Origin of the sequence: Vibrio sp. V01_P9A10T6, assembly GCF_963877065.1 — a bacterium.
In the GTDB taxonomy this organism is placed as follows: Bacteria; Pseudomonadota; Gammaproteobacteria; order Enterobacterales; family Vibrionaceae; genus Vibrio; species Vibrio anguillarum.
This window is the reverse complement of sequence record NZ_CAWNTB010000173.1, coordinates 1-21,719: the sequence shown is the minus strand read 5'-3', so window position 1 is coordinate 21,719 and position 21,719 is coordinate 1. Positions and strand designations below refer to the sequence as shown.

The following is a 21,719-nucleotide window of genomic DNA, read 5'->3' as shown; positions in this document are numbered from 1 at the left end:
ATATAGATCTTATATATTATTAACTTACCAAGCTCAGATTAAAAAAGCAGAAAAGCGATTTTCTAGCCAGTGGAAAGCAGGTAGAATACGCCTCTTTTGTCAGTCCATGCTTCATTGAATACCTGAGGTCGGTTCATGCTTTATCACGAAAAATTTGACGTCATTGTGGTCGGTGGTGGCCATGCTGGAACGGAAGCCGCTCTCGCTGCAGCTCGTACTGGTCAAAGTACGCTATTGCTTACCCATAACATTGAGACTCTAGGACAGATGTCGTGCAATCCTGCGATCGGCGGAATTGGTAAAGGACATCTGGTTAAAGAAGTCGATGCCATGGGCGGTCTAATGGCACAAGCGATTGATCATGCAGGTATTCAATTTAGAACACTCAATGCCTCAAAAGGGCCAGCGGTTCGAGCGACTCGAGCCCAAGCAGATCGTGCGCTTTACAAATCGTATGTGCGTGATGTGCTTGAAAACACGCCAAACTTAACTTTGTTCCAACAAGCGGTCGATGATCTTATCGTTGAAAATGATCGTGTAATGGGCGTTGTGACTCAAATGGGCCTCAAATTCCACGCCAAAGCGGTGGTATTGACGGTAGGCACCTTCCTTGGTGGAAAGATCCACATTGGTCTTGAAAACTTCTCAGGAGGCCGCGCAGGAGATCCTCCATCGATCGCATTAGCGCAACGTTTACGTGAACTGCCGTTTCGAGTCGATCGTTTAAAAACGGGTACGCCACCAAGGATCGATGCGCGTAGCGTGGACTTCTCAGTGTTAGAAACACAACACGGTGATAACCCAACGCCTGTTTTTTCCTTCATGGGACAACGTGAACAGCATCCACGTCAAATACCATGCTACATCACGCATACCAACGATAAAACGCATGATGTGATCCGTGCCAATCTTGATCGTAGTCCGATGTACGCAGGTGTCATCGAAGGTATCGGCCCACGCTACTGCCCATCGATCGAAGACAAAGTCATGCGTTTTGCCGACAAAAATAGCCATCAAATTTTTATCGAGCCTGAAGGTTTGACCACGACAGAACTCTACCCTAACGGTATTTCCACCAGCTTACCGTTTGATGTACAAGTGCAGATCGTTCGCTCAATGAAAGGGTTTGAAAACGCACATATTGTTCGTCCGGGTTACGCCATCGAGTACGATTTTTTCAATCCACAAGATTTAAAACAAACCTATGAAACCAAATTCATCAGTGGTTTGTTCTTTGCTGGTCAAATCAACGGCACCACCGGATACGAAGAAGCGGCAGCGCAAGGGTTAATGGCTGGTTTGAATGCAAGCTTATTTAGCCAAGAAAAAGAAGGCTGGAGTCCACGCCGTGATCAAGCTTACATGGGCGTATTGATCGATGATCTTTCCACTATGGGTACCAAAGAACCTTATCGCATGTTTACCTCTCGCGCTGAATATCGCTTACTGCTACGCGAAGATAACGCCGATTTGCGTTTAACCGAAAAAGCCAGAGAGTTAGGTTTAGTCGATGATGTGCGCTGGGCGCGTTTTAATCAAAAAATGGAAAACATGGAAATCGAGCGTCAACGTTTGAAACAAACGTGGATGAACCCGAACTCCGTTGGTGTTGATGCACTGAATGCGTTGCTCAAAACTCCCATGTCTCGTGAAGCAAGTGGTGAAGATCTACTACGTCGACCTGAAATCACCTATCAACAGCTCACGTCGCTTGAGTCATTTGCACCTGCATTGAACGATAGTGAAGCGGCTGAGCAAGTTGAAATTCAAATCAAATACGATGGTTATATTCAGCGTCAGCAAGATGAGATCGACAAATCATTGCGCCATGAGCACACTAAATTGCCGCTGGATCTTGACTATAAACAGGTCAAAGGCTTGTCCAACGAAGTGATCCTTAAGCTTAACAATGCCAAGCCTGAAACAGTTGGTATTGCCTCTCGTATTTCTGGTATTACACCTGCTGCTATTTCTATCTTATTGGTTTATTTGAAAAAGCAAGGTGTACTGAAGAAAGGGGAAGACGCCGCATGAGCGAGTTAAGAACGCGTCTCGATGATTTAATTGGTCAAATCGATCTCGAGGTCAATGAGCAGCAACGTAGCCAATTAGTCGGTTACGTGGAACTGCTGAATAAATGGAACAAAGCCTACAATCTCACCTCTGTGCGCGATCCTATGGATATGTTGGTGAAACATATTTTAGATAGTATAGTGGTAAGTCCTCACTTACAGGGTGAGCGTTTTATCGACGTTGGTACTGGGCCTGGTTTACCTGGTATACCTCTCGCTATCATGAATCCTGATAAAACCTTTTACTTACTCGATAGTTTGGGTAAGCGCATTCGTTTTATTAAACAAGTTCTGCATGAGCTTGGTATTAAAAATGTGACCACGATTCAAAGTCGAGTCGAAGAGTTTCAGCCTGAAGTAAAATTTGATGGCGTACTGAGCCGTGCGTTTGCTTCAATGCTCGATATGGTGGAATGGTGTCACCATTTACCAAAAGAAACATCGGGCCGATTTTTAGCCCTGAAAGGACAACGGCCAGATGAGGAAATAGCCACACTACCTGAGTGGTGTTCTGTGACTGATGTCAAAGCTTTGAAAGTTCCTGAGTTGGAAGGTGACCGTCATCTTGTAATCTTATCTCGCAAGGGATAACAGCGAGGCATACCGTGGGCAAAATCGTAGCAATCGCCAACCAGAAAGGTGGCGTAGGAAAAACAACAACGTGCATTAACTTAGCGGCCTCTATGGCGGCGACTAAGCGTAAAGTTTTAGTGATCGATCTCGACCCACAAGGCAATGCAACGATGGCCAGTGGTGTTGATAAGTATCAAGTAGATGCAACCGCGTACGAATTGTTGGTCGAAGACACCCCTTTTGATGAAGTCGTGTGTCGCAAAACAACGGGACACTACGATTTGATTGCGGCGAACGGAGACGTGACAGCCGCTGAAATCAAATTAATGGAAGTCTTTGCTCGCGAAGTGCGTTTGAAAAATGCCCTCGCGCCAGTTCGTGATAACTATGATTTCATCTTTATTGATTGTCCTCCTTCTTTAAATCTTCTTACAATCAACGCCATGGCCGCAGCGGATTCTGTGTTAGTGCCAATGCAATGTGAGTATTTTGCATTAGAAGGTTTAACGGCGTTAATGGATACCATCAGCAAGTTAGCCGCGGTAGTCAACGAAAACCTGAAAATCGAAGGGTTACTTCGAACGATGTACGATCCGCGTAATCGCCTAGCCAATGAAGTATCCGATCAACTGAAAAAGCACTTTGGAAACAAAGTCTATCGCACTGTTATTCCTCGTAATGTCCGTCTTGCTGAAGCGCCAAGTTATGGCAAGCCAGCAATGTACTACGACAAGTATTCAGCTGGGGCAAAAGCATATCTCGCCTTAGCTGGCGAAATGCTTCGTCGAGAAGAAATACCCGCATAATCTCAACTAAAGGAATTCGTCTACATGACTAAACGTGGTTTAGGAAAAGGATTGGATGCATTGCTTGCAACCAGTTCTCTTGCTCGTGAAAAGGAGCAAGCCGCCTCACATAGCCAAGCACTCTCTTCTGATGGCGAATTAATGGATATCGCGGTATCAAATTTGAAACCTGGCATGTATCAACCACGTAAAGATATGTCGGCAGAAGCGTTGGAAGAGCTATCTGCGTCTATCCAATCGCAAGGTATTATCCAGCCGATCGTGGTAAGACGTTTAGAACTTGGCGGCTATGAAATTATTGCAGGTGAACGCCGTTGGCGCGCTGCAAAACAAGCAGGTTTAAAGCAAGTGCCCTGTTTGATCAAAAATGTCCAAGATCGCGCTGCGATTGCGATGGCACTGATAGAAAATATTCAACGCGAAGATTTGAATGCGATTGAAGAAGCACAAGCTTTAGAGCGGTTGCAAGACGAATTTAAGCTCACTCACCAACAGGTGGCTGATGTGATTGGTAAATCACGCACTACCGTGAGTAACTTATTACGCTTAAATCAATTGGCGGATGGCGTGAAGCGTTTAGTGGAAACCAAGCAGCTTGAAATGGGCCATGCACGAGCATTATTGATGCTCGAAGGCGATCAACAAATTGAAATTGCACAACGTGTGGCCGCAAAACAGCTGACCGTGAGACAAACTGAGCAATTAGTGAAAAAGTGTCTAACGCAGCCTTCTGAGGACGGATCGGCATCGGAAGACTTAGATGCACAACAAATGTCACAAAGATTGAGTGAAATGTTAGGGGCTAAAGTGTCGATCATTCGTTCAAAAGGTGGCAAAGCCAAAATGACGATTAGTCTTGATGAGCCTCACAAATTAGAGCAACTAATTGCCAAGCTAGAAAGCTAAATGAGATAATTGATTTAAGTCAATTATGCAAAAAACGTTTTTTTATTTGAAAGTTGTCGGTTTGTAAACAAAATTGTAACTTTTTGCTGTCTTTCAATTGCAATCAGTTCGACTCACCGTATAATTTTCGCCAATTTCCCAGCCCTATGTTGTAGATGAGCTGAGGATATTACTAGAGGTACGAATACATGGTAGCTGCGTTGGCTAGACCAGGACGAGAGCTTGCTAAGCGATTGTTAATGATCCAGTCTGGCGCGGTTATTTTTGTGGCGGCAGGGATGGCGGTAGCTGTAAATGCTGAATGGGGCTTTTCTGCGCTGATTGGGGGTGGCATTTTTGTCATTGCCAATGCGGTTTTTGCGCTGTGTGCTTTTATGTTTAGTGGAGCTCGTGCTGCGAAGCAAGTCGCGGCCTCTTTCTACACTGGCGAAGTACTCAAGATCCTCATCACAGTTGCACTGTTCTGTGTTGCCTACATGTATATGCAGGTGGAACTCGTTCCCCTCAAACTAACCTATTTGCTGGCTCTAGGTATTAATATCTGTGCGCCAGTGCTATTCATTAACAACAAAAAATAGGATGAGTTATGGCTGCGCCAGGTGAAGCGCTAACATCGTCCGGATACATTGAACACCACTTGACGAACCTCTCTCTTGCGAAGATTTCTGAGCATTACGATTTGGGGCTGTCAATTAGTGAGACGAGTTTCTGGAACGTACATATCGATAGCCTGTTTTTTTCCTTGTTTACTGGCTTAATATTCCTATGGATATTTCGCTCTGTAGCAAAGAAAGCAACAGCGGGTGTACCCGGTAAGCTGCAGTGTTTTGTTGAAATATTGGTAGAATTTGTCGATCAAAACGTCAAAGACACCTTTCATGGACGCAATCCACTTATAGCACCGCTGGCACTGACTATCTTTTGTTGGGTATTGTTAATGAACATCATGGACTTAGTGCCCATCGATTTCTTACCGTATCCAGCACAACATTGGCTTGGTATCCCTTATCTAAAAGTGGTTCCGTCAGCTGATGTGAATATCACCATGGCTATGGCTCTAGGCGTATTTGCTCTGATGATTTACTACAGCATCAAAGTGAAAGGCCTAGGTGGTTTTGCGAAAGAATTAGCTCTACATCCATTCAATCACTGGACCATGATTCCGTTTAACCTACTTATTGAAGTGGTATCGTTACTTGCGAAACCTCTCTCACTCGGTATGCGTCTATTCGGTAACATGTTCGCAGGTGAGGTGGTATTTATTCTTATCGCAGCGATGCTACCATGGTGGCTACAATGGATGGGTTCACTACCGTGGGCGATTTTCCATATTCTGGTAATTCTGATTCAATCTTTCGTGTTCATGATGCTGACTATTGTTTATCTATCAATGGCACACGAAGATAGTGATCATTAATTTTTTAAAGCTTTTTATTTGGGCACATAAGCCAACAACTATAAATTGGAGATAGTAATGGAAACTTTACTGAGCTTTTCTGCAATCGCCGTAGGTATTATCGTCGGTCTTGCTTCTCTTGGTACAGCGATTGGTTTCGCACTTCTAGGCGGTAAATTCCTTGAAGGTGCTGCTCGTCAACCAGAAATGGCTCCTATGCTACAAGTTAAGATGTTTATCATCGCGGGTCTACTTGATGCGGTTCCTATGATCGGTATCGTAATTGCGCTTCTATTCACTTTCGCGAACCCATTTGTTGGTCAACTAGGTTAATCAACCGATCACACAAATTGATGATTTGTCGTTGATTAATACTTTTCGTTGGTGAACAAATAGAGGGGTAGCTGTTGTGAATATGAACGCAACTCTGCTAGGTCAAGCAATCGCGTTTGCACTGTTTGTGTGGTTCTGCATGAAATATGTATGGCCGCCGATCATGAATGCGATCGAAGAGCGTCAGAAGAAAATTGCTGACGGTCTTTCAGCCGCTGAGCGTGCTGCTAAAAACTTGGATCTAGCACAAGCCAACGCTTCTGAACAAATGAAAGAAGCGAAGCGCACTGCAACTGAGGTCATCGAACAGGCAAATAAACGTAAAGCTCAAATTTTAGACGAAGCACGTGAGGAAGCTCAGGCAGAACGCCAGAAAATCCTTGCTCAAGCGGAAGCTGAACTTGAATCTGAACGTAACCGTGCCCGCGATGAGCTGCGTAAACAAGTTGCAACTCTGGCTGTAGCTGGTGCTGAGAAAATCCTTGAGCGTTCTATCGATAAAGATGCGCACAAAGATATTCTCGACAACATTACTGCAAGACTTTAAGGATGGGGGCGCTTTATGTCTGATTTGACTACAATTGCACGCCCCTATGCTAAAGCAGCATTCGATTTTGCGGTAGAGAAAAAGCAACTTGACCAATGGGGTCAGATGTTAGCTTTTGCTGCCGAGGTCGCAAAGAACGAGCAAATGAAAGAGCTACTAACGGGCTCTGTTTCGGCTGAGAAATTAGCGGAAATTTTCATCGCAATTTGTGGCGAACAGTTTGATGTTTATGGCCAGAACCTGTTAAAGGTGATGGCTGAGAATGGCCGATTAAAGGCTCTTCCTGATGTTAGTGAACAGTTCTTTGCTCTGAAACAAGAGCATGAGAAGCAGATGGATGTTGAAGTGATTTCAGCAACTGAGCTTTCTGATGAACAGCTTGTCAATATCAGCACCAAACTTGAGCAGCGTCTTGAACGCAAAGTTCAGCTGAATTGCAGTATAGATGAGACCCTACTTGGTGGGGTTATAATTCGAGCCGGAGACCTTGTCATCGATAACTCAGCCCGCGGTCGTTTAAACCGCCTGAGCGATGCATTACAGTCTTGATGGGGATTGGAGCATGCAACTTAATTCCACGGAAATTAGCGATCTAATTAAACAACGTATCGAATCTTTCGACGTTGTTAGTGAAGCTCGCAATGAAGGTACTATCGTATCGGTAAGCGATGGTATCATTCGCATTCACGGCCTAGCGGACGTGATGCAAGGTGAAATGATTGAATTACCGAGTGGCCGTTATGCACTTGCACTTAACCTTGAGCGTGACTCGGTTGGTGCGGTTGTCATGGGCCCATATGCTGACCTTAAGGAAGGCATGAAAGTAACAGGTTCTGGTCGTATTCTTGAAGTGCCAGTTGGTCCTGAATTGTTAGGTCGCGTAGTGAATACACTCGGTCAGCCTATCGATGGTAAAGGTCCTATCGAAGCGAAATTGTCTTCACCTGTTGAAATGATTGCACCTGGTGTAATCGACCGTAAATCAGTCGATCAACCAGTACAAACCGGCTATAAGTCAGTTGACTCTATGATCCCAATCGGTCGTGGCCAACGTGAACTTATCATCGGTGACCGTCAAACTGGTAAAACAGCAATGGCGATCGACGCAATTATTAACCAAAAAGATTCAGGTATTTACTCTATCTATGTTGCGATTGGCCAAAAAGCCTCAACTATCGCTAACGTAGTACGCAAATTAGAAGAGCACGGCGCGCTTGCAAACACAGTTGTGGTTGTTGCATCGGCTTCTGAATCTGCGGCATTGCAATACCTTGCGCCATATGCAGGTTGTGCAATGGGTGAATACTTCCGCGATCGCGGTGAAGATGCACTGATTGTTTATGATGACTTATCTAAACAAGCGGTTGCTTACCGTCAGATCTCACTACTACTCAAACGCCCACCAGGCCGTGAAGCATTCCCAGGTGACGTTTTCTATCTCCACTCTCGTCTACTTGAGCGTGCTGCTCGTGTTAGCGAAGAGTATGTAGAACGTTTCACTAAGGGTGAAGTGAAAGGTAAAACCGGTTCTTTAACCGCTCTACCTATCATTGAAACACAAGCGGGTGACGTTTCAGCATTCGTACCGACTAACGTAATCTCGATTACCGATGGTCAGATCTTCCTACAAACTGAACTATTCAACGCGGGTGTTCGCCCAGCCGTTGACCCTGGTATTTCAGTATCTCGTGTAGGTGGTGCCGCTCAGACGAAAATCATCAAGAAACTGTCAGGTGGTATCCGTACCGCGCTTGCACAGTACCGTGAACTTGCTGCATTTGCTCAGTTCTCGTCAGATCTTGATGAAGCGACGAAGAGACAGCTAAACCATGGTCAGAAAGTAACAGAGCTGATGAAGCAGAAACAATATGCTCCGATGTCTGTGTTTGACCAAGCGTTGGTTATCTTTGCGGCAGAGCGTGGTTATTTAAATGATGTTGCGTTGAATAAACTGGCTGATTTTGAATCTGCTCTACTGTCGTATGCTCGTGGTCAATATGTTGATCTTGTAAAAGATATCGACAAATCGGGTGCTTATAACGATGAAATCGAAGCTCAGTTCAAGAAACTGGTTGACGATTTCAAGGCAACCCAGACCTGGTAATTGGTGGGTGACCTTAGGGTCACCACTGACCAATAACGGATTACCTTAAAAGAGAGTAAAACGATGGCCGGCGCAAAAGAGATACGTAATAAAATCGGTAGTGTTAAAAGCACGCAGAAAATTACGAAAGCGATGGAAATGGTAGCAGCTTCAAAAATGCGTCGTTCGCAAGACGGCATGGAAGCTTCTCGTCCATACGCTGAAACAATGCGTAAAGTGATCGGTCATGTGGCGAGTGCAAATCTAGAATATCGTCATCCTTATCTAGAAGAGCGCGAAGCCAAACGTGTTGGTTACATCATTATTTCAACAGACCGTGGTTTGTGTGGTGGTTTGAACGTGAACTTGTTCAAAAAAGCTCTACATGACATGAAAGATTGGTCGGAGAAAGGTGCTGAGGTTGAGCTGGCAATTGTGGGCTCAAAGGCAACGGCTTTCTTTAGAAACAGTGGCGCTAAAGTCGCTGCTCAAGTCTCTGGTTTGGGCGATAGCCCAACCTTGGAAGATTTGATCGGTTCCGTTGGTGTTATGCTGAAGAAATATGATGCAGGTGAGTTGGATCGCCTATACGTAGTGTTCAACAAATTTGTGAATACTATGGTTCAAGAACCAACGATCGATCAATTACTACCTTTGCCTAGATCGAATAGCGAAGAGATGAAACGCGAACATTCTTGGGACTACATTTATGAGCCAGAACCAAAGCCTCTACTCGATGCACTATTGCTGCGTTATGTAGAGTCTCAGGTTTATCAGGGTGTGGTTGAGAATCTTGCTTGTGAGCAAGCTGCTCGAATGATTGCGATGAAAGCAGCTACCGATAACGCAAGCAACTTGATTGATGATTTACAGCTTGTGTATAACAAAGCCCGTCAGGCGGCGATTACACAAGAACTATCGGAAATCGTTTCTGGTGCAGCAGCGGTTTAAGCTTAGGTAAAACAAACAGTTTAGAGGATTAACGATGGCTACAGGTAAGATCGTACAGATCATCGGTGCGGTAGTCGACGTAGAGTTCCCACAGGGCGAAGTACCAAGTGTTTACGATGCTCTGAATGTTGTGGATTCAAAAGAACGTCTCGTTCTTGAAGTTCAACAGCAGCTTGGCGGTGGCGTGATTCGCGCAATCGTAATGGGTAGCTCTGATGGTTTACGTCGTGGTTTGGTAGTTGAAAATACTGGCGCTCCAATTTCAGTACCAGTCGGTATTAAGACTTTAGGTCGTATCATGAACGTGCTTGGTGATGCGATTGATGAGCGTGGTGAAATCGGTGCGGAAGAGCTTTACTCTATCCACCGTCCAGCTCCAAGCTATGAAGAGCAATCAAACGAAACTGCTCTTCTTGAAACCGGTGTAAAAGTAATCGATTTGGTTTGTCCATTCTCTAAGGGTGGTAAAATCGGTCTATTTGGTGGTGCAGGTGTAGGTAAGACCGTTAACATGATGGAACTTATCAACAACATCGCACTGCAACACTCAGGTCTTTCAGTATTTGCGGGTGTTGGTGAACGTACTCGTGAAGGTAACGATTTCTACTATGAGATGCAGGAAGCCGGTGTTGTAAACATCGAAGAGCCTGAAAAATCAAAAGTAGCGATGGTTTACGGACAGATGAACGAGCCACCAGGCAACCGTCTACGTGTTGCACTGACGGGTTTGACAATGGCAGAACGTTTCCGTGACGAAGGTCGTGACGTACTTCTGTTCATCGATAACATCTACCGTTACACGCTTGCCGGTACGGAAGTATCAGCACTGCTAGGTCGTATGCCTTCAGCGGTAGGTTACCAACCTACTCTTGCAGAAGAAATGGGTGTGCTTCAGGAGCGTATTACGTCAACTAAGCAAGGTTCTATCACGTCTGTACAGGCGGTATATGTACCAGCAGATGACTTGACGGACCCGTCTCCAGCCACAACGTTCGCGCACTTGGATGCAACGGTTGTACTTAACCGTAACATCGCAGCAATGGGCCTATACCCAGCGATCGACCCACTCGATTCAACGTCTCGTCAGCTAGACCCACTCGTCGTAGGTCAAGAGCACTACGACATCGCTCGTGGCGTTCAGCAGACGCTTCAGCGCTACAAAGAGCTGAAAGACATCATTGCGATCTTGGGTATGGACGAGTTGTCTGAATCGGATAAGCAAGTTGTATCACGTGCACGTAAGATTGAACGTTTTCTAACTCAGCCTTATCACGTAGCTGAAGTATTTACAGGTGACCCTGGTGTTTACGTACCTCTAAAAGAGACGCTACGTGGCTTCAAAGGTCTTCTATCTGGTGAATACGATGACATTCCAGAGCAAGCGTTTATGTACTGCGGTACTATCGACGATGCGATTGAGAATGCTAAGAAGCTATAAGGCTAACTAGGAGGCGATATGGCAGCAATAACCTTTCACCTAGACGTCGTCAGTGCAGAGAAGAAAATCTTCTCTGGCCAAGTCGAAACGTTTCAGGTGACCGGTAGCGAAGGTGAACTGGGAATTTTCCATGGTCACACACCGCTGCTGACCGCTATTAAGCCTGGTATGGTGCGTATCGTTAAGCTACACGGCCACGAAGAAATTATTTATGTTTCGGGTGGTATTGTCGAAGTGCAACCGGGTACTGCTACAGTACTGGCTGATACGGCAATTCGTGGTGAAGAACTAGACGCAGCTAAGGCAGAAGAAGCCAAACGCAAAGCTGAAGAGAATATTTCAAATCAGCATGGCGATATGAACTTCGCACAAGCGGCCAGTGAACTGGCTAAAGCCATGGCTCAGTTACGAGTTATCGAGCTGACCAAAAAACGTCGTTAATGTGTTTTATAATTAAGACGTGATGTAAAAAGGCGACCTATAGGTCGCCTTTTTGCTTATTTTTTAACAGAAAATTATTTAGTTAAATTAACTATCTCTTTAATTACCGCTAAAATGCGGCTTAACTTTTTTAACGTCAATAGGTTGTCAATGAAATTTAGCGCAGTGATCCTCGCAGCAGGTAAAGGTACTCGAATGTATTCTAATATGCCTAAAGTGCTGCACACACTGGCGGGTAAGCCAATGGTGAAACACGTAATTGATACGTGCAATAGCTTAGGTGCCCAAAATATCCACTTGGTTTATGGTCATGGTGGTGAGCAAATGCAGCAAGCGCTTGCCGAAGAGTCGGTTAACTGGGTGCTGCAAGCGGATCAATTAGGAACTGGCCATGCCGTTGATCAAGCCTCGCCTCATTTCCAAGACGATGAGAAGATCCTCGTGTTGTACGGTGATGTTCCATTGATCTCGGAAGAAACCGTGGAAAGCTTGTTAGATGCACAACCTAATGATGGGATAGCCTTGCTGACAGTGGTACTGGATAACCCAACCGGTTATGGCCGTATCGTGCGTAAGCATGGCCCAGTGGTGGCGATTGTTGAACAAAAAGATGCCACTGATGAGCAAAAGTTAATTAAAGAGATCAATACGGGTGTGATGGTGGCAACGGGGCGCGATCTCAAACGTTGGTTGTCAGGCTTAAGTAATGAGAACGCGCAAGGCGAATATTATCTGACAGATGTTATCGCTGCCGCGCACAATGAAGGCCGCGCAGTTGAGGCTGTTCATCCTGCCAGCTCTATTGAAGTGGAAGGAGTAAATGATCGCGCTCAACTGGCTCGTTTAGAGCGTGCTTATCAAGCAACACAAGCGAAAAAGCTATTAGAACAAGGTGTGATGCTACGTGATCCTACGCGCTTTGATCTGCGTGGTGAATTACAGTGTGGGATGGATGTTGAGATTGATGCAAACGTCATCATCGAAGGAAATGTCTCTTTGGGTGATAACGTAATTATCGGCATGGGTTGCGTGCTTAAAGATTGCGAAATTGATGACAACACAGTGATCCGCCCATACAGTGTCATTGAAGGGGCAACCGTTGCAGAAAACTGTACCGTTGGGCCTTTTACCCGTTTACGTCCTGGTGCTGAACTGCGTAATGATGCGCACGTGGGTAATTTCGTAGAAGTAAAAAATACTCGTTTGGGTGAAGGTTCAAAAGCCAATCACTTAACTTATCTTGGTGATGCCGAAATTGGCCAGCGTGTTAATGTCGGAGCTGGCGTTATCACTTGTAATTACGATGGTGTCAATAAATTCAAAACCACAATTGGTGATGATGTGTTTGTCGGTTCAGACAGCCAGTTGATTGCTCCTGTAACGATCGCCAATGGTGCAACGATTGGTGCTGGCACTACGCTAAGCAGTAACGTTGCTGAAGGTGAGCTAGTCATCACTCGCGCGAAAGAGCGCAAAATCAATGGTTGGAAGCGTCCTGTTAAGCGTAGCTAACAAATGAACGATTAAAAAGCCGCTCATCATGAGCGGCTTTTTGTATCAGTTCTTATTAAAAGACTTACTCTTCATCGCTGACTACGCGTGCATTATCTGGTGCGGTGAAGTGTTGAGAAAGTTCGCGGTTCGAGACGATATAGCCAATCCATAGCCCACCCATACAAATCATAATTGCAATACCCGTCACCATTTGTGCTTGGCTGGCTAACGTTGCGACCAATGCGCTGGCTAAACTACTAACGCAGATTTGTAAGCTATTTTGTAAACCCGCTGCAGTGGCTGGGCTTTGTTTGGCACTTGATAGTGCGCGGTTCACCACGATAGGGTAAAGCGCTCCGTTGGCAACTGCTATTAAGCAAAACGGTGCCAAAATTGGCCAAATTGAGGTCAGTTGCCACTGTGATGCAATGAATACTAATAAAGTGGCAACGCTGAAGAGGCCAATCAACTGCTTGAGCACTTTTTCGTCACCAAATTTATTCACTCCCACCTTACCTAAGTAGCCACCAACCATGAAAGCGATCGTTTGAGGAATAAAACTCAAACCGATATCTTTAGCGGCATAACCAAGGCGTGCCATAATCTCTGGCATCCCAGTCAAGTAAGCAAAGAAGGCCGCAGAAGCGCAAGCAAACATCATCACATTACCCAAGTAGGTTTTAGTGCTGAGCAGAGCTTTGATATCTTGCTTAATTGAGGTTTGTTTGGGTTGTGATTGTTCATTTTTTTGAGCAAAAGTACAGGCTACAAGCGCAACGCCCATTAATGTCAATGTCACAAAAATACTGTGCCAACCAAAGTTATCGGCCAGTAAGACGCCTAATTGAGGTGCAAGCGCGGGTGAAAGCGCGACCAAAGGCATAATGGTGGCGAATATTTGCTGGCTTGTTTTAGCTGGGTAGCGTTGAATTACCATTGCTTGCCAGATCACTGCGGGAGCACACACCCCTAAAGCTTGCACAAAGCGTAACGCTAATAATTGCCACACCTGCTCGCTAAAAGCTAAACCAAATGATGCCAACGTGAAGAGAACTAGGCCAGCCGCTAAAGTGTTACGGTGACCATATTTATCGGAAGCTAAGCCCCACACCAGTTGACCTAATGCCATACCGACCAGAAAAACGGTGAGAGACAAGGCTATTTGCTCTGGCCCTGTGGCAAAGTCCATTTCCATCGCTTTAAAGGCAGGGAGGTACATGTCTGTGGCAATGAAGCCCAGCATAGAGAGCGCGGCTAAGTACAGCAACTGTAATTTTGATGCTTTCATTTTTATTACCATTCAAAAAAATTAATCAATATTTGGCCAGCATTAATCTATGCCAACCTTAATTTATCTACTCATCTATTCTATTTTTCGTTTAATATTAAATGAAACGCTAAATTTGTTGGTTATTAATCAAAAAAATTGAAGGCTTATGTTTTCTAAATCCTCATTAGAAATGCTTGATACTGTCGCACGGTTGGGTAGTTTTACCGCCGCTGCGGAAGTTTTGCATAAAGTGCCGTCAGCGATCAGCTACGGCGTTCGCCAAGTCGAACAAGATTTGGATGTGCTGCTGTTTCGCCGTTTACCTAGAAAGGTGGAACTGACGCCCGCTGGTGAGCTGTTTATGGTGGAGGCTCGCCAATTGCTTAGGCAGATGGAAGAGATTCGTTCACAAACTAAACGCGCGGCGCATGGTTGGCAGAAAACGCTAAAATTGACGCTTGATAACGTAGTCAAACTCGACAAAATGAAACCGCTGGTGGAAGATTTTTATCGCACGTTTGAGTTTGCTGAGCTGCAAATCAACATGGAAGTCTTTAATGGCTCATGGGAAGCTATTGCGCAAGGTCGAGCTGACATTGTGATTGGTGCAACCTCTGCGATTCCTGTCGGTGGTGATTTTGAAGTGCGTGACATGGGCGTGTTGGATTGGGCATTTGTAATGTCTCCTCATCACCCTTGTGCTCAAGAGCCCTATTTAAGCGAAGATTTTGTCAGTCAGTTCCCGGCGATTTGTTTGGATGACACGTCAAGTGTGTTACCCAAGCGACATACGGATCACTACCCGCAGCAACGGCGTTTACTTTTACCGAATTGGTATAGTGCGATTGAATGCTTAAAAAATGAAGTCGGTGTGGGCTACATGCCAAGACACATTGCACAACCTTTGATTGTTGATGGTGGGTTGGTTGAACGGGTTCTCACCGTTGATAAACTGCTTAGTCAATGCTGTTTAGTATGGCGCAAAGATGATAATCATAAATTGATCGAGTGGATGGTAAATTATCTGGGCAGTAGCGATCAACTTTATCGTGATTGGCTTCAAGCTAAATAACCTAATAAGAAGAGCCAGCAGTGCTGGCTCTTAAAAGACTCTTCAGTGAGAAGAAAAACAGAATGGTTATGGGCGCTCAAAAATAGTCGCAATGCCTTGGCCTAAACCAATGCACATCGTTGCTAGACCATATTTGGCGTCTTTCGCTTCCATCAAGTTAATCAGTGTGGTGGAGATGCGCGTGCCAGAACACCCGAGAGGGTGACCCAGTGCGATCGCCCCTCCGTTTAGGTTAACCTTCTCATCCACTACATCGAGCAAACCAAGATCTTTCGCGCAAGGTAGAGATTGAGCTGCAAACGCTTCGTTTAACTCAATCACATCCATATCTTGCATGGTGAGGCCTGCACGCTGTAGCGCTTTATGGGTCGCCGGAACTGGCCCGTAACCCATAATTGAAGGATCGCAACCAGCGACGGCCATTGATTTCACACGCGCACGAATCTTTAAGCCAAGCGCATTGGCTTTCTCTTCGCTCATGATCAACATCGCCGATGCGCCATCGGACAGAGCCGATGAGGTGCCTGCTGTTACAGTACCATTGGCTGGGTCAAAAACAGGACGTAACTGTGCTAGCCCTTCAACAGTGGTTTCCGGGCGGATCACTTCATCAAAATCGAGCGTGAACAGAGTACCATCTTCAGCATGAGCCTCGGTGGGAAGGATTTCATTTTTGAAGCGACCTTCAACGGTTGCTGCGTAAGCGCGTTGATGCGAACGAGCGGCAAAGGCATCTTGTTGCTCACGGCTAATGCCGTGCATTTTACCTAACATCTCAGCCGTTAACCCCATCATCCCCGCAGCTTTGGCAACGGTTTTTGACATGCCGGGATGGAAATCAACGCCATGGTTCATCGGTACGTGCCCCATATGCTCAACGCCGCCCACAAGGCAGATTTCAGCATCACCAACCATAATGGCGCGGGTGGCATCATGCAGTGCTTGCATTGATGAACCACATAAACGGTTAACGGTGACGGCACCAATTTCAATCGGCAAGCCAGCTAACAGTGCCGCATTACGCGCGACGTTAAAGCCTTGTTCTAAGGTTTGTTGCACACAACCCCAGTAGATATCTTCGATCTCTTTTGGGTTGACTTGTGGATTACGGGCTAAAATGCCTTTCATCAGATGTGCAGATAAATCTTCCGCACGAGTATGACGAAATGCCCCACCTTTTGAGCGACCCATCGGGGTGCGTAGGCAATCAACAATTACGACATTTCTCTTATGTGAAGTCATTTGGACATCTCTCCTTAGATAGAACTTGCTTGTTGAGTACCGTAGAAGGTCTCGCCTTTTTCTGCCATATCAAGCAGCAGTTGAGGTACATGATACATCGCGCCCAATGCTTGGTATTGGCTTGCCATTGCAACGTAGTTTTGTAAGCCAAGACTATCGAGATAGCGGAATACGCCGCCTCTAAAAGGAGGGAACCCCAAGCCGTACACCAACGCCATATCCGCTTCTTGGGGTGAAGCGATGATCTTCTCTTCTAAACAGAGTGCCACTTCATTGATCATCGGAATCATCATGCGCTCAATGATGGTTTGATCATCAAAAGTACGTTTATCACCACATTCTACGTTAAGAACAGTGAGAACCTCTTCAGAGAAAGTTTTCTTCGGTTTGCCTTTCTTATCTAAAGTGTATTGATAGAAACCGCTGCCATTTTTCTGGCCATATTTATTGGCGTCAAACAGTGCATCAATAGCATCGCGGCCCTGTTTACCCATACGTTCGGGGAAACCTTGTGCCATTACTGCTTGTGCATGGTGAGCGGTATCAATACCGACCACATCTAGAAGATAAGCAGGGCCCATTGGCCAACCAAACTTACGTTCCATCACTTTATCGATTTGAGTGAAATCAGCGCCATCGCGCAGTAATAAACTAAAGCCACCAAAGTAAGGGAAAAGTACGCGGTTTACGAAGAACCCAGGGCAGTCATTGACCACGATGGGGGATTTACCCATTTTGGCCGCGTAAGCGACAACTCGATTGATGGTTTCATCGGAAGTGTGTTCACCACGAATAATTTCCACCAATGGCATACGATGTACTGGGTTAAAAAAGTGCATACCACAGAAGTTTTCTGGACGTTTGAGTGATTTGGCCAGTAGGTTGATTGGAATGGTTGAGGTGTTCGAGGTGATAACCGCATCCTCACCAACATTGGCTTCCACTTCACTTAGTACCGCGGCTTTGATTTTCGGGTTTTCAACCACAGCTTCAACAATCACATCCGCTTGCTCAATCCCAGCATAATGCAGGCTAGGCGTAATCGATGCGAGCACGCTAGCCATTTTAAAACCATCAATTTTTCCGCGCTCTAGCTGCTTGTTGAGTAACTTAGATGCCTCGGTCATACCTAAATTAAGGGACGATTGAGCGATATCTTTCATCAAAACAGGCACGCCTTTTATTGCCGATTGATAAGCAATGCCGCCGCCCATTATCCCCGCACCAAGTACCGCCGCTCGTCCGGTTTCTTTATTGGCTGATTTGGCCGCTTTTTTTGCCAGTGCTTTAATATATTGGTCGTTGAGGAATAAACCGACCAAGGATGTCGCCGCTTCAGAATGAGCGAGCTTAACGAAGTGTTTACGCTCAATGGCCAATGCTTCATCACGGCTACAGCGCGCGGCTTCTTCTATTGCAATAACAGCGGTTATTGGCGCTGGATAATGAGGTCCGGCATGCTGTGCAACCAAGCCTTTGGCCATGGTGAAGCTCATCATGGCTTCTAATTTGCTGAGTGTCAGCGCGGACATTTTTTGCTGGCGACGCATTTTCCAATCAACGGTTTCATTGATGGCTGATGTGATAGTTTTGAGTGCTGACTCAAGCAGTTTATCGCTATCAACAATCGCATCGAGCAGTCCAATTTTAAGGGCTTCCTCAGCACGACATGCTTTGCCTTGAGTGATCACTTCCATAGCATTGTCGGCACCAATTACACGAGGCAGACGCACACAGCCACCGAACCCCGGCATAATACCAAGCTTTGTTTCCGGTAATCCTATGCTGGTGGTCGCGTCACCAATACGGAAATCGGTAGCGAGTACACACTCACATCCACCGCCTAGCGCGTGCCCTGTTAAAGCGGCTAGTGTCGGAACGGGTAGATCTTCTAGTTTGTTGAAAATGCTATTGGCAAATTGCAGCCATTGGTCGAGTTCTTGCGCAGGGGGAGCAAGAGACCTAAAAACTCAGTGATATCAGCCCCGACAATAAAAGATTCTTTATCGGAAGTAAGAATAAGGCCTTTCAGTCCTTGGTGGGCTTTTAGGGCATCAAGTGCATGGTTGAGCGATTCAAGAGTGGCAAGGTCAAGTTTGTTCACTGACTCCTTGGAGCAGAAACGCAACTCCGCAATACCATCTTGTAATTCCTTTACCTGTAGGGTGTTGGCTTGGTAAATCATTGTCTATCTCCGTGACATACAACCTTAAGATCGTGTGTGAGAGTTTTTGTTGTATTAATGGTTCTGGTTTGACCAGTCGGTTTAGTTTGACCTGAGGATTGTTTAATTTCAATACATTTTTTAAACAACTGTTTAACATTGAGTGCGAATGGAGATCAGCGCTGCTTTTTTAAGTGCACGTGTTACACTCTTGCCATCCGCTCGATCTATGATTTCACATGAACGAACAACCTTATTTAATTCCAGCGTTGCCCACCCAATTTGAAGAGGAAATCAAAAAAAGCCTCTTTATTACCTATTTGGCCCATACTCCGAGTGTAGATGCTGCCAAAGCCTTCGTTGCGCAAATAAAGACAAAACATAGCGACGCCAGACATAACTGCTGGGGCTTTGTTGCCGGACGACCGGAAGATTCGATGTTGTGGGGTTTTAGTGATGATGGTGAGCCATCAGGGACGGCGGGCAAACCGATACTGGCGCAGCTAGCCGGATCGAGTGTCGGGGAGTTAACGGCCGTCGTCACTCGTTATTATGGTGGGATTCGTCTTGGCACTGGTGGGTTAGTTAAAGCTTATGGTGGCGGAGTACAACAAGCACTCAAGCAGCTTCAAACTATTGAGAAAAAAATCACCACAAAATTATCCCTAACGTTAGACTACGGTTTTGTGCCGATTGCTCAATCCATCATCGCGCAGTATGAAGCATTAGAAGTCGAAGCCGATTATAAAGAACAGGTTAAATTTCTTGTTGAGATAGAATTGCGCCATCTTGATGCCTTTACTCAAACTATCATTAATAAAAGCGGTGCAAAAGCTGTAGTGACCGCCATAAAAAATAATTAGGAAGTCAGAAGCTTCGCTTCAGAAAAAGCAATGCAAATTCGATCTATTATTCGTATCGTCGGGCTTTTGCTCGCGCTATTTAGTGTCTCTATGCTTGCCCCTGCGCTGGTGGCTTTGCTGTACCGCGATGGTGCAGGTGTGCCTTTTGTCACGACCTTTTTTGTATTGTTGATGTGTGGCGGTTTTTTTTGGTTTCCAAACCGCCGCTATCGACATGAATTGAAAGCCAGAGACGGTTTTTTGATCGTTGTACTGTTTTGGACGGTTATCGGTAGTGCAGGTTCATTACCGTTTTGGTTGGCGGATAATCCCAATGTATCGGTGACTGATGCGTTTTTTGAATCATTTTCAGCATTAACCACCACCGGAGCAACCGTCATTGTTGGGTTAGATGAATTACCTAAAGCGATTTTGTTCTATCGGCAGTTTTTACAATGGTTTGGTGGCATGGGGATCATCGTTCTAGCGGTGGCCATTTTGCCAGTATTGGGAATTGGGGGAATGCAGTTATATCGAGCGGAAATTCCAGGTCCGGTCAAAGATACTAAAGTCACTCCAAGAATCGCCGAAACCGCCAAAGCACTTTGGTACATCTATTTAAGCTTAACGATTGCCTGCGCAACGGCTTTTTGGGCAGCAGGGATGACCCTATTTGATGCGATTTGTCATAGCTTCTCTACGATCGCTATTGGTGGGTTTTCGACTCATGATGCAAGCATGGGGTATTTTGACAGTTATGCGATCAATTTAATTACGGTTGTTTTTTTGCTCATTTCGGCCTGTAATTTTACGCTCCACTACGCGGCGTTTGCGACAGGTGGTGTTCATCCAAAATATTATCTTAAAGATCCAGAGTTTAGAGCTTTCGCTCTTATACAAGTTATTTTGTTTGCGGTTTGCTTTTCGATTTTACTCAAACACCATTCTTACGACTCTTTTTATGACGCTTTTGATCAGGCGCTATTTCAAACGGTATCCATTTCGACGACGGCAGGCTTTACCACAACAGGTTTTGCAGATTGGCCGTTATTCTTACCTGTATTATTGCTGTTTTCTTCATTTATAGGTGGGTGTGCTGGCTCTACGGGCGGTGGCATGAAAGTGATCCGTATCTTATTGCTTACCTTACAAGGTGCTCGTGAGATGAAACGCCTTATCCACCCAAGAGCCGTGTATACGATTAAGGTGGGCGGAAGTGCTCTTTCACAGCGAGTTGTTGACGCTGTTTGGGGATTTTTCTCAGCGTACGCACTGGTCTTCGTGGCGTGTATGTTGGCATTGATCGCAACAGGGATGGATGAACTGAGTGCATTTTCTGCCGTCGCGGCAACATTGAATAACTTAGGGCCTGGATTGGGGCAAGTCTCCGTACACTTTGCGGATGTTAATGACAGTGCAAAATGGGTATTGGTTGTTTCGATGCTCTTTGGTCGCTTAGAAATTTTTACACTATTAATACTGCTTACCCCTACGTTTTGGCGCAGTTAAGGATATCCCGTGCAAAAAGCTCTTTTTCTCTATTCTTCCCGTGAAGGTCAAACCAAGAAAATTCTTAACTATATAAAAGAGGAACTTTCTGAGTTTGATTGCGAACTTGCCGATTTACATCAAATTGAGGATATTGATTTAGCTCTTTACGATCGAGTCTTAATTGGTGCTTCTATTCGCTACGGACATTTAAATAAAAAGCTTTATCAATTTATAGAAAAACATGCCGAGCAATTAGCACTCGCTAAAGCGGCGTTCTTTTGTGTCAACTTAACTGCAAGAAAAGAAGCGCAGGGTAAAGATACTCCAGAAGGAAGCGTCTATATTAAAACCTTTCTCAGTAAATCAGCATGGCAACCCAAGCTAATCGGAGTTTTCGCTGGTGCTCTTTACTATCCACGTTATCACTTTTTCGATAAGGTGATGATTCGTTTCATCATGTCATTGACTGGCGGTGAAACTGACACCTCAAAAGAAGTTGAGTACACAAACTGGCAAAAAGTATCTCTTTTTAGTGATAACTTTAAAAAATTGTAAATAAAAAGTCGATTTTTAGCATCTTTTGGCTTTTTTCTGTTCG

At 45.3% G+C, this 21,719-nt stretch carries 20 protein-coding genes and 1 pseudogene; 18 read left to right on the top strand and 3 right to left on the bottom strand.

Features of this window, described 5'->3' with window-relative positions; genetic code table 11:
- Positions 1-135: 135 nt before the first annotated feature.
- The 14 genes from mnmG to glmU all read left to right on the top strand — a co-directional run bounded on the left by mnmG (position 136) and on the right by glmU (position 13,058).
- Positions 136-2,034: a tRNA uridine-5-carboxymethylaminomethyl(34) synthesis enzyme MnmG gene (gene mnmG / locus AACQ21_RS12715; protein WP_017047816.1), complete on the top strand. Its 1,899-nt coding sequence runs from the start codon at positions 136-138 to the stop codon at positions 2,032-2,034.
- Positions 2,031-2,663 carry a 16S rRNA (guanine(527)-N(7))-methyltransferase RsmG gene (rsmG, locus tag AACQ21_RS12710; RefSeq protein ID WP_105976483.1) on the top strand — a complete coding sequence of 211 codons (633 nt, stop codon included), beginning with the start codon at positions 2,031-2,033 and terminating at the stop codon, positions 2,661-2,663. Before mnmG ends, rsmG begins: the two co-directional genes overlap by 4 nt.
- A 14-nt stretch (positions 2,664-2,677) precedes the next feature.
- Positions 2,678-3,451: a ParA family protein gene (locus tag AACQ21_RS12705; RefSeq protein ID WP_013855586.1), complete on the top strand. Its 774-nt coding sequence runs from the start codon at positions 2,678-2,680 to the stop codon at positions 3,449-3,451.
- A 24-nt stretch (positions 3,452-3,475) separates the two neighbouring features.
- On the top strand, positions 3,476-4,357 hold the full coding sequence (locus AACQ21_RS12700) for a ParB/RepB/Spo0J family partition protein (RefSeq protein WP_017044113.1): 882 nt from the start codon (positions 3,476-3,478) through the stop codon (positions 4,355-4,357).
- A gap of 188 nt (positions 4,358-4,545) precedes the next feature.
- A complete protein-coding gene (locus AACQ21_RS12695; RefSeq protein WP_013855588.1) occupies positions 4,546-4,935 on the top strand; it encodes a F0F1 ATP synthase subunit I in 390 nt (129 codons plus the stop codon).
- Between the two features lie 8 nt (positions 4,936-4,943).
- The gene (atpB, locus tag AACQ21_RS12690; RefSeq protein WP_013855589.1) at positions 4,944-5,774 is read left to right on the top strand and encodes a F0F1 ATP synthase subunit A; all 831 of its coding nucleotides are present in this window, start codon (positions 4,944-4,946) and stop codon (positions 5,772-5,774) included.
- A gap of 57 nt (positions 5,775-5,831) precedes the next feature.
- Positions 5,832-6,086: a F0F1 ATP synthase subunit C gene (gene atpE / locus AACQ21_RS12685; RefSeq protein WP_002540812.1), complete on the top strand. Its 255-nt coding sequence runs from the start codon at positions 5,832-5,834 to the stop codon at positions 6,084-6,086.
- Between the two features lie 76 nt (positions 6,087-6,162).
- Positions 6,163-6,633 carry a F0F1 ATP synthase subunit B gene (gene atpF / locus AACQ21_RS12680; RefSeq protein WP_013855591.1) on the top strand — a complete coding sequence of 157 codons (471 nt, stop codon included), beginning with the start codon at positions 6,163-6,165 and terminating at the stop codon, positions 6,631-6,633.
- 15 nt (positions 6,634-6,648) lie between these two features.
- Positions 6,649-7,182 carry a F0F1 ATP synthase subunit delta gene (atpH, locus tag AACQ21_RS12675; RefSeq protein WP_013855592.1) on the top strand — a complete coding sequence of 178 codons (534 nt, stop codon included), beginning with the start codon at positions 6,649-6,651 and terminating at the stop codon, positions 7,180-7,182.
- A gap of 13 nt (positions 7,183-7,195) precedes the next feature.
- Positions 7,196-8,737, top strand: coding sequence for a F0F1 ATP synthase subunit alpha (gene atpA, locus AACQ21_RS12670; protein WP_026027662.1), 1,542 nt, complete (start codon positions 7,196-7,198; stop codon positions 8,735-8,737).
- A gap of 63 nt (positions 8,738-8,800) precedes the next feature.
- Positions 8,801-9,667 carry a F0F1 ATP synthase subunit gamma gene (gene atpG / locus AACQ21_RS12665; protein WP_013855594.1) on the top strand — a complete coding sequence of 289 codons (867 nt, stop codon included), beginning with the start codon at positions 8,801-8,803 and terminating at the stop codon, positions 9,665-9,667.
- 34 nt (positions 9,668-9,701) lie between these two features.
- Positions 9,702-11,105 (top strand): F0F1 ATP synthase subunit beta, encoded by a 1,404-nt coding sequence (gene atpD / locus AACQ21_RS12660; RefSeq protein WP_010319968.1) that lies wholly within the window; start codon positions 9,702-9,704, stop codon positions 11,103-11,105.
- A gap of 18 nt (positions 11,106-11,123) precedes the next feature.
- Positions 11,124-11,546: a F0F1 ATP synthase subunit epsilon gene (locus AACQ21_RS12655; RefSeq protein ID WP_013855597.1), complete on the top strand. Its 423-nt coding sequence runs from the start codon at positions 11,124-11,126 to the stop codon at positions 11,544-11,546.
- Positions 11,547-11,696: 150 nt separating this feature from the next.
- Positions 11,697-13,058, top strand: a complete 1,362-nt coding sequence (gene glmU, locus AACQ21_RS12650) for a bifunctional UDP-N-acetylglucosamine diphosphorylase/glucosamine-1-phosphate N-acetyltransferase GlmU (protein WP_026029111.1) — start codon at positions 11,697-11,699, stop codon at positions 13,056-13,058.
- A 64-nt stretch (positions 13,059-13,122) separates the two neighbouring features.
- Here the strand turns inward: glmU and punC are convergent, their stop codons facing one another.
- A complete protein-coding gene (gene punC / locus AACQ21_RS12645) occupies positions 13,123-14,328 on the bottom strand; it encodes a purine nucleoside transporter PunC (protein ID WP_026027660.1) in 1,206 nt (401 codons plus the stop codon).
- 148 nt (positions 14,329-14,476) lie between these two features.
- Between punC and punR the strand changes: the two genes are divergently transcribed.
- Positions 14,477-15,382 (top strand): DNA-binding transcriptional activator PunR, encoded by a 906-nt coding sequence (punR, locus tag AACQ21_RS12640; RefSeq protein WP_017046374.1) that lies wholly within the window; start codon positions 14,477-14,479, stop codon positions 15,380-15,382.
- 66 nt (positions 15,383-15,448) lie between these two features.
- Here punR and fadA read toward each other — a convergent pair whose 3' ends face one another.
- Positions 15,449-16,624 (bottom strand): acetyl-CoA C-acyltransferase FadA, encoded by a 1,176-nt coding sequence (gene fadA, locus AACQ21_RS12635; RefSeq protein ID WP_017046375.1) that lies wholly within the window; start codon positions 16,622-16,624, stop codon positions 15,449-15,451.
- Between the two features lie 14 nt (positions 16,625-16,638).
- Positions 16,639-18,809, bottom strand: a pseudogene (gene fadB, locus AACQ21_RS12630) (fatty acid oxidation complex subunit alpha FadB).
- Between the two features lie 218 nt (positions 18,810-19,027).
- Here fadB and AACQ21_RS12625 point away from each other — a divergent pair.
- From AACQ21_RS12625 to hemG, 3 genes are read left to right on the top strand one after another with little or no spacing between them, the layout of a single operon-like run.
- Positions 19,028-19,651 carry a YigZ family protein gene (locus AACQ21_RS12625; protein WP_013855603.1) on the top strand — a complete coding sequence of 208 codons (624 nt, stop codon included), beginning with the start codon at positions 19,028-19,030 and terminating at the stop codon, positions 19,649-19,651.
- A gap of 30 nt (positions 19,652-19,681) precedes the next feature.
- Positions 19,682-21,139, top strand: a complete 1,458-nt coding sequence (locus tag AACQ21_RS12620; RefSeq protein WP_017046377.1) for a TrkH family potassium uptake protein — start codon at positions 19,682-19,684, stop codon at positions 21,137-21,139.
- A gap of 9 nt (positions 21,140-21,148) precedes the next feature.
- Positions 21,149-21,676, top strand: a complete 528-nt coding sequence (gene hemG / locus AACQ21_RS12615) for a menaquinone-dependent protoporphyrinogen IX dehydrogenase (protein WP_013855605.1) — start codon at positions 21,149-21,151, stop codon at positions 21,674-21,676.
- Positions 21,677-21,719 lie beyond the last annotated feature (43 nt).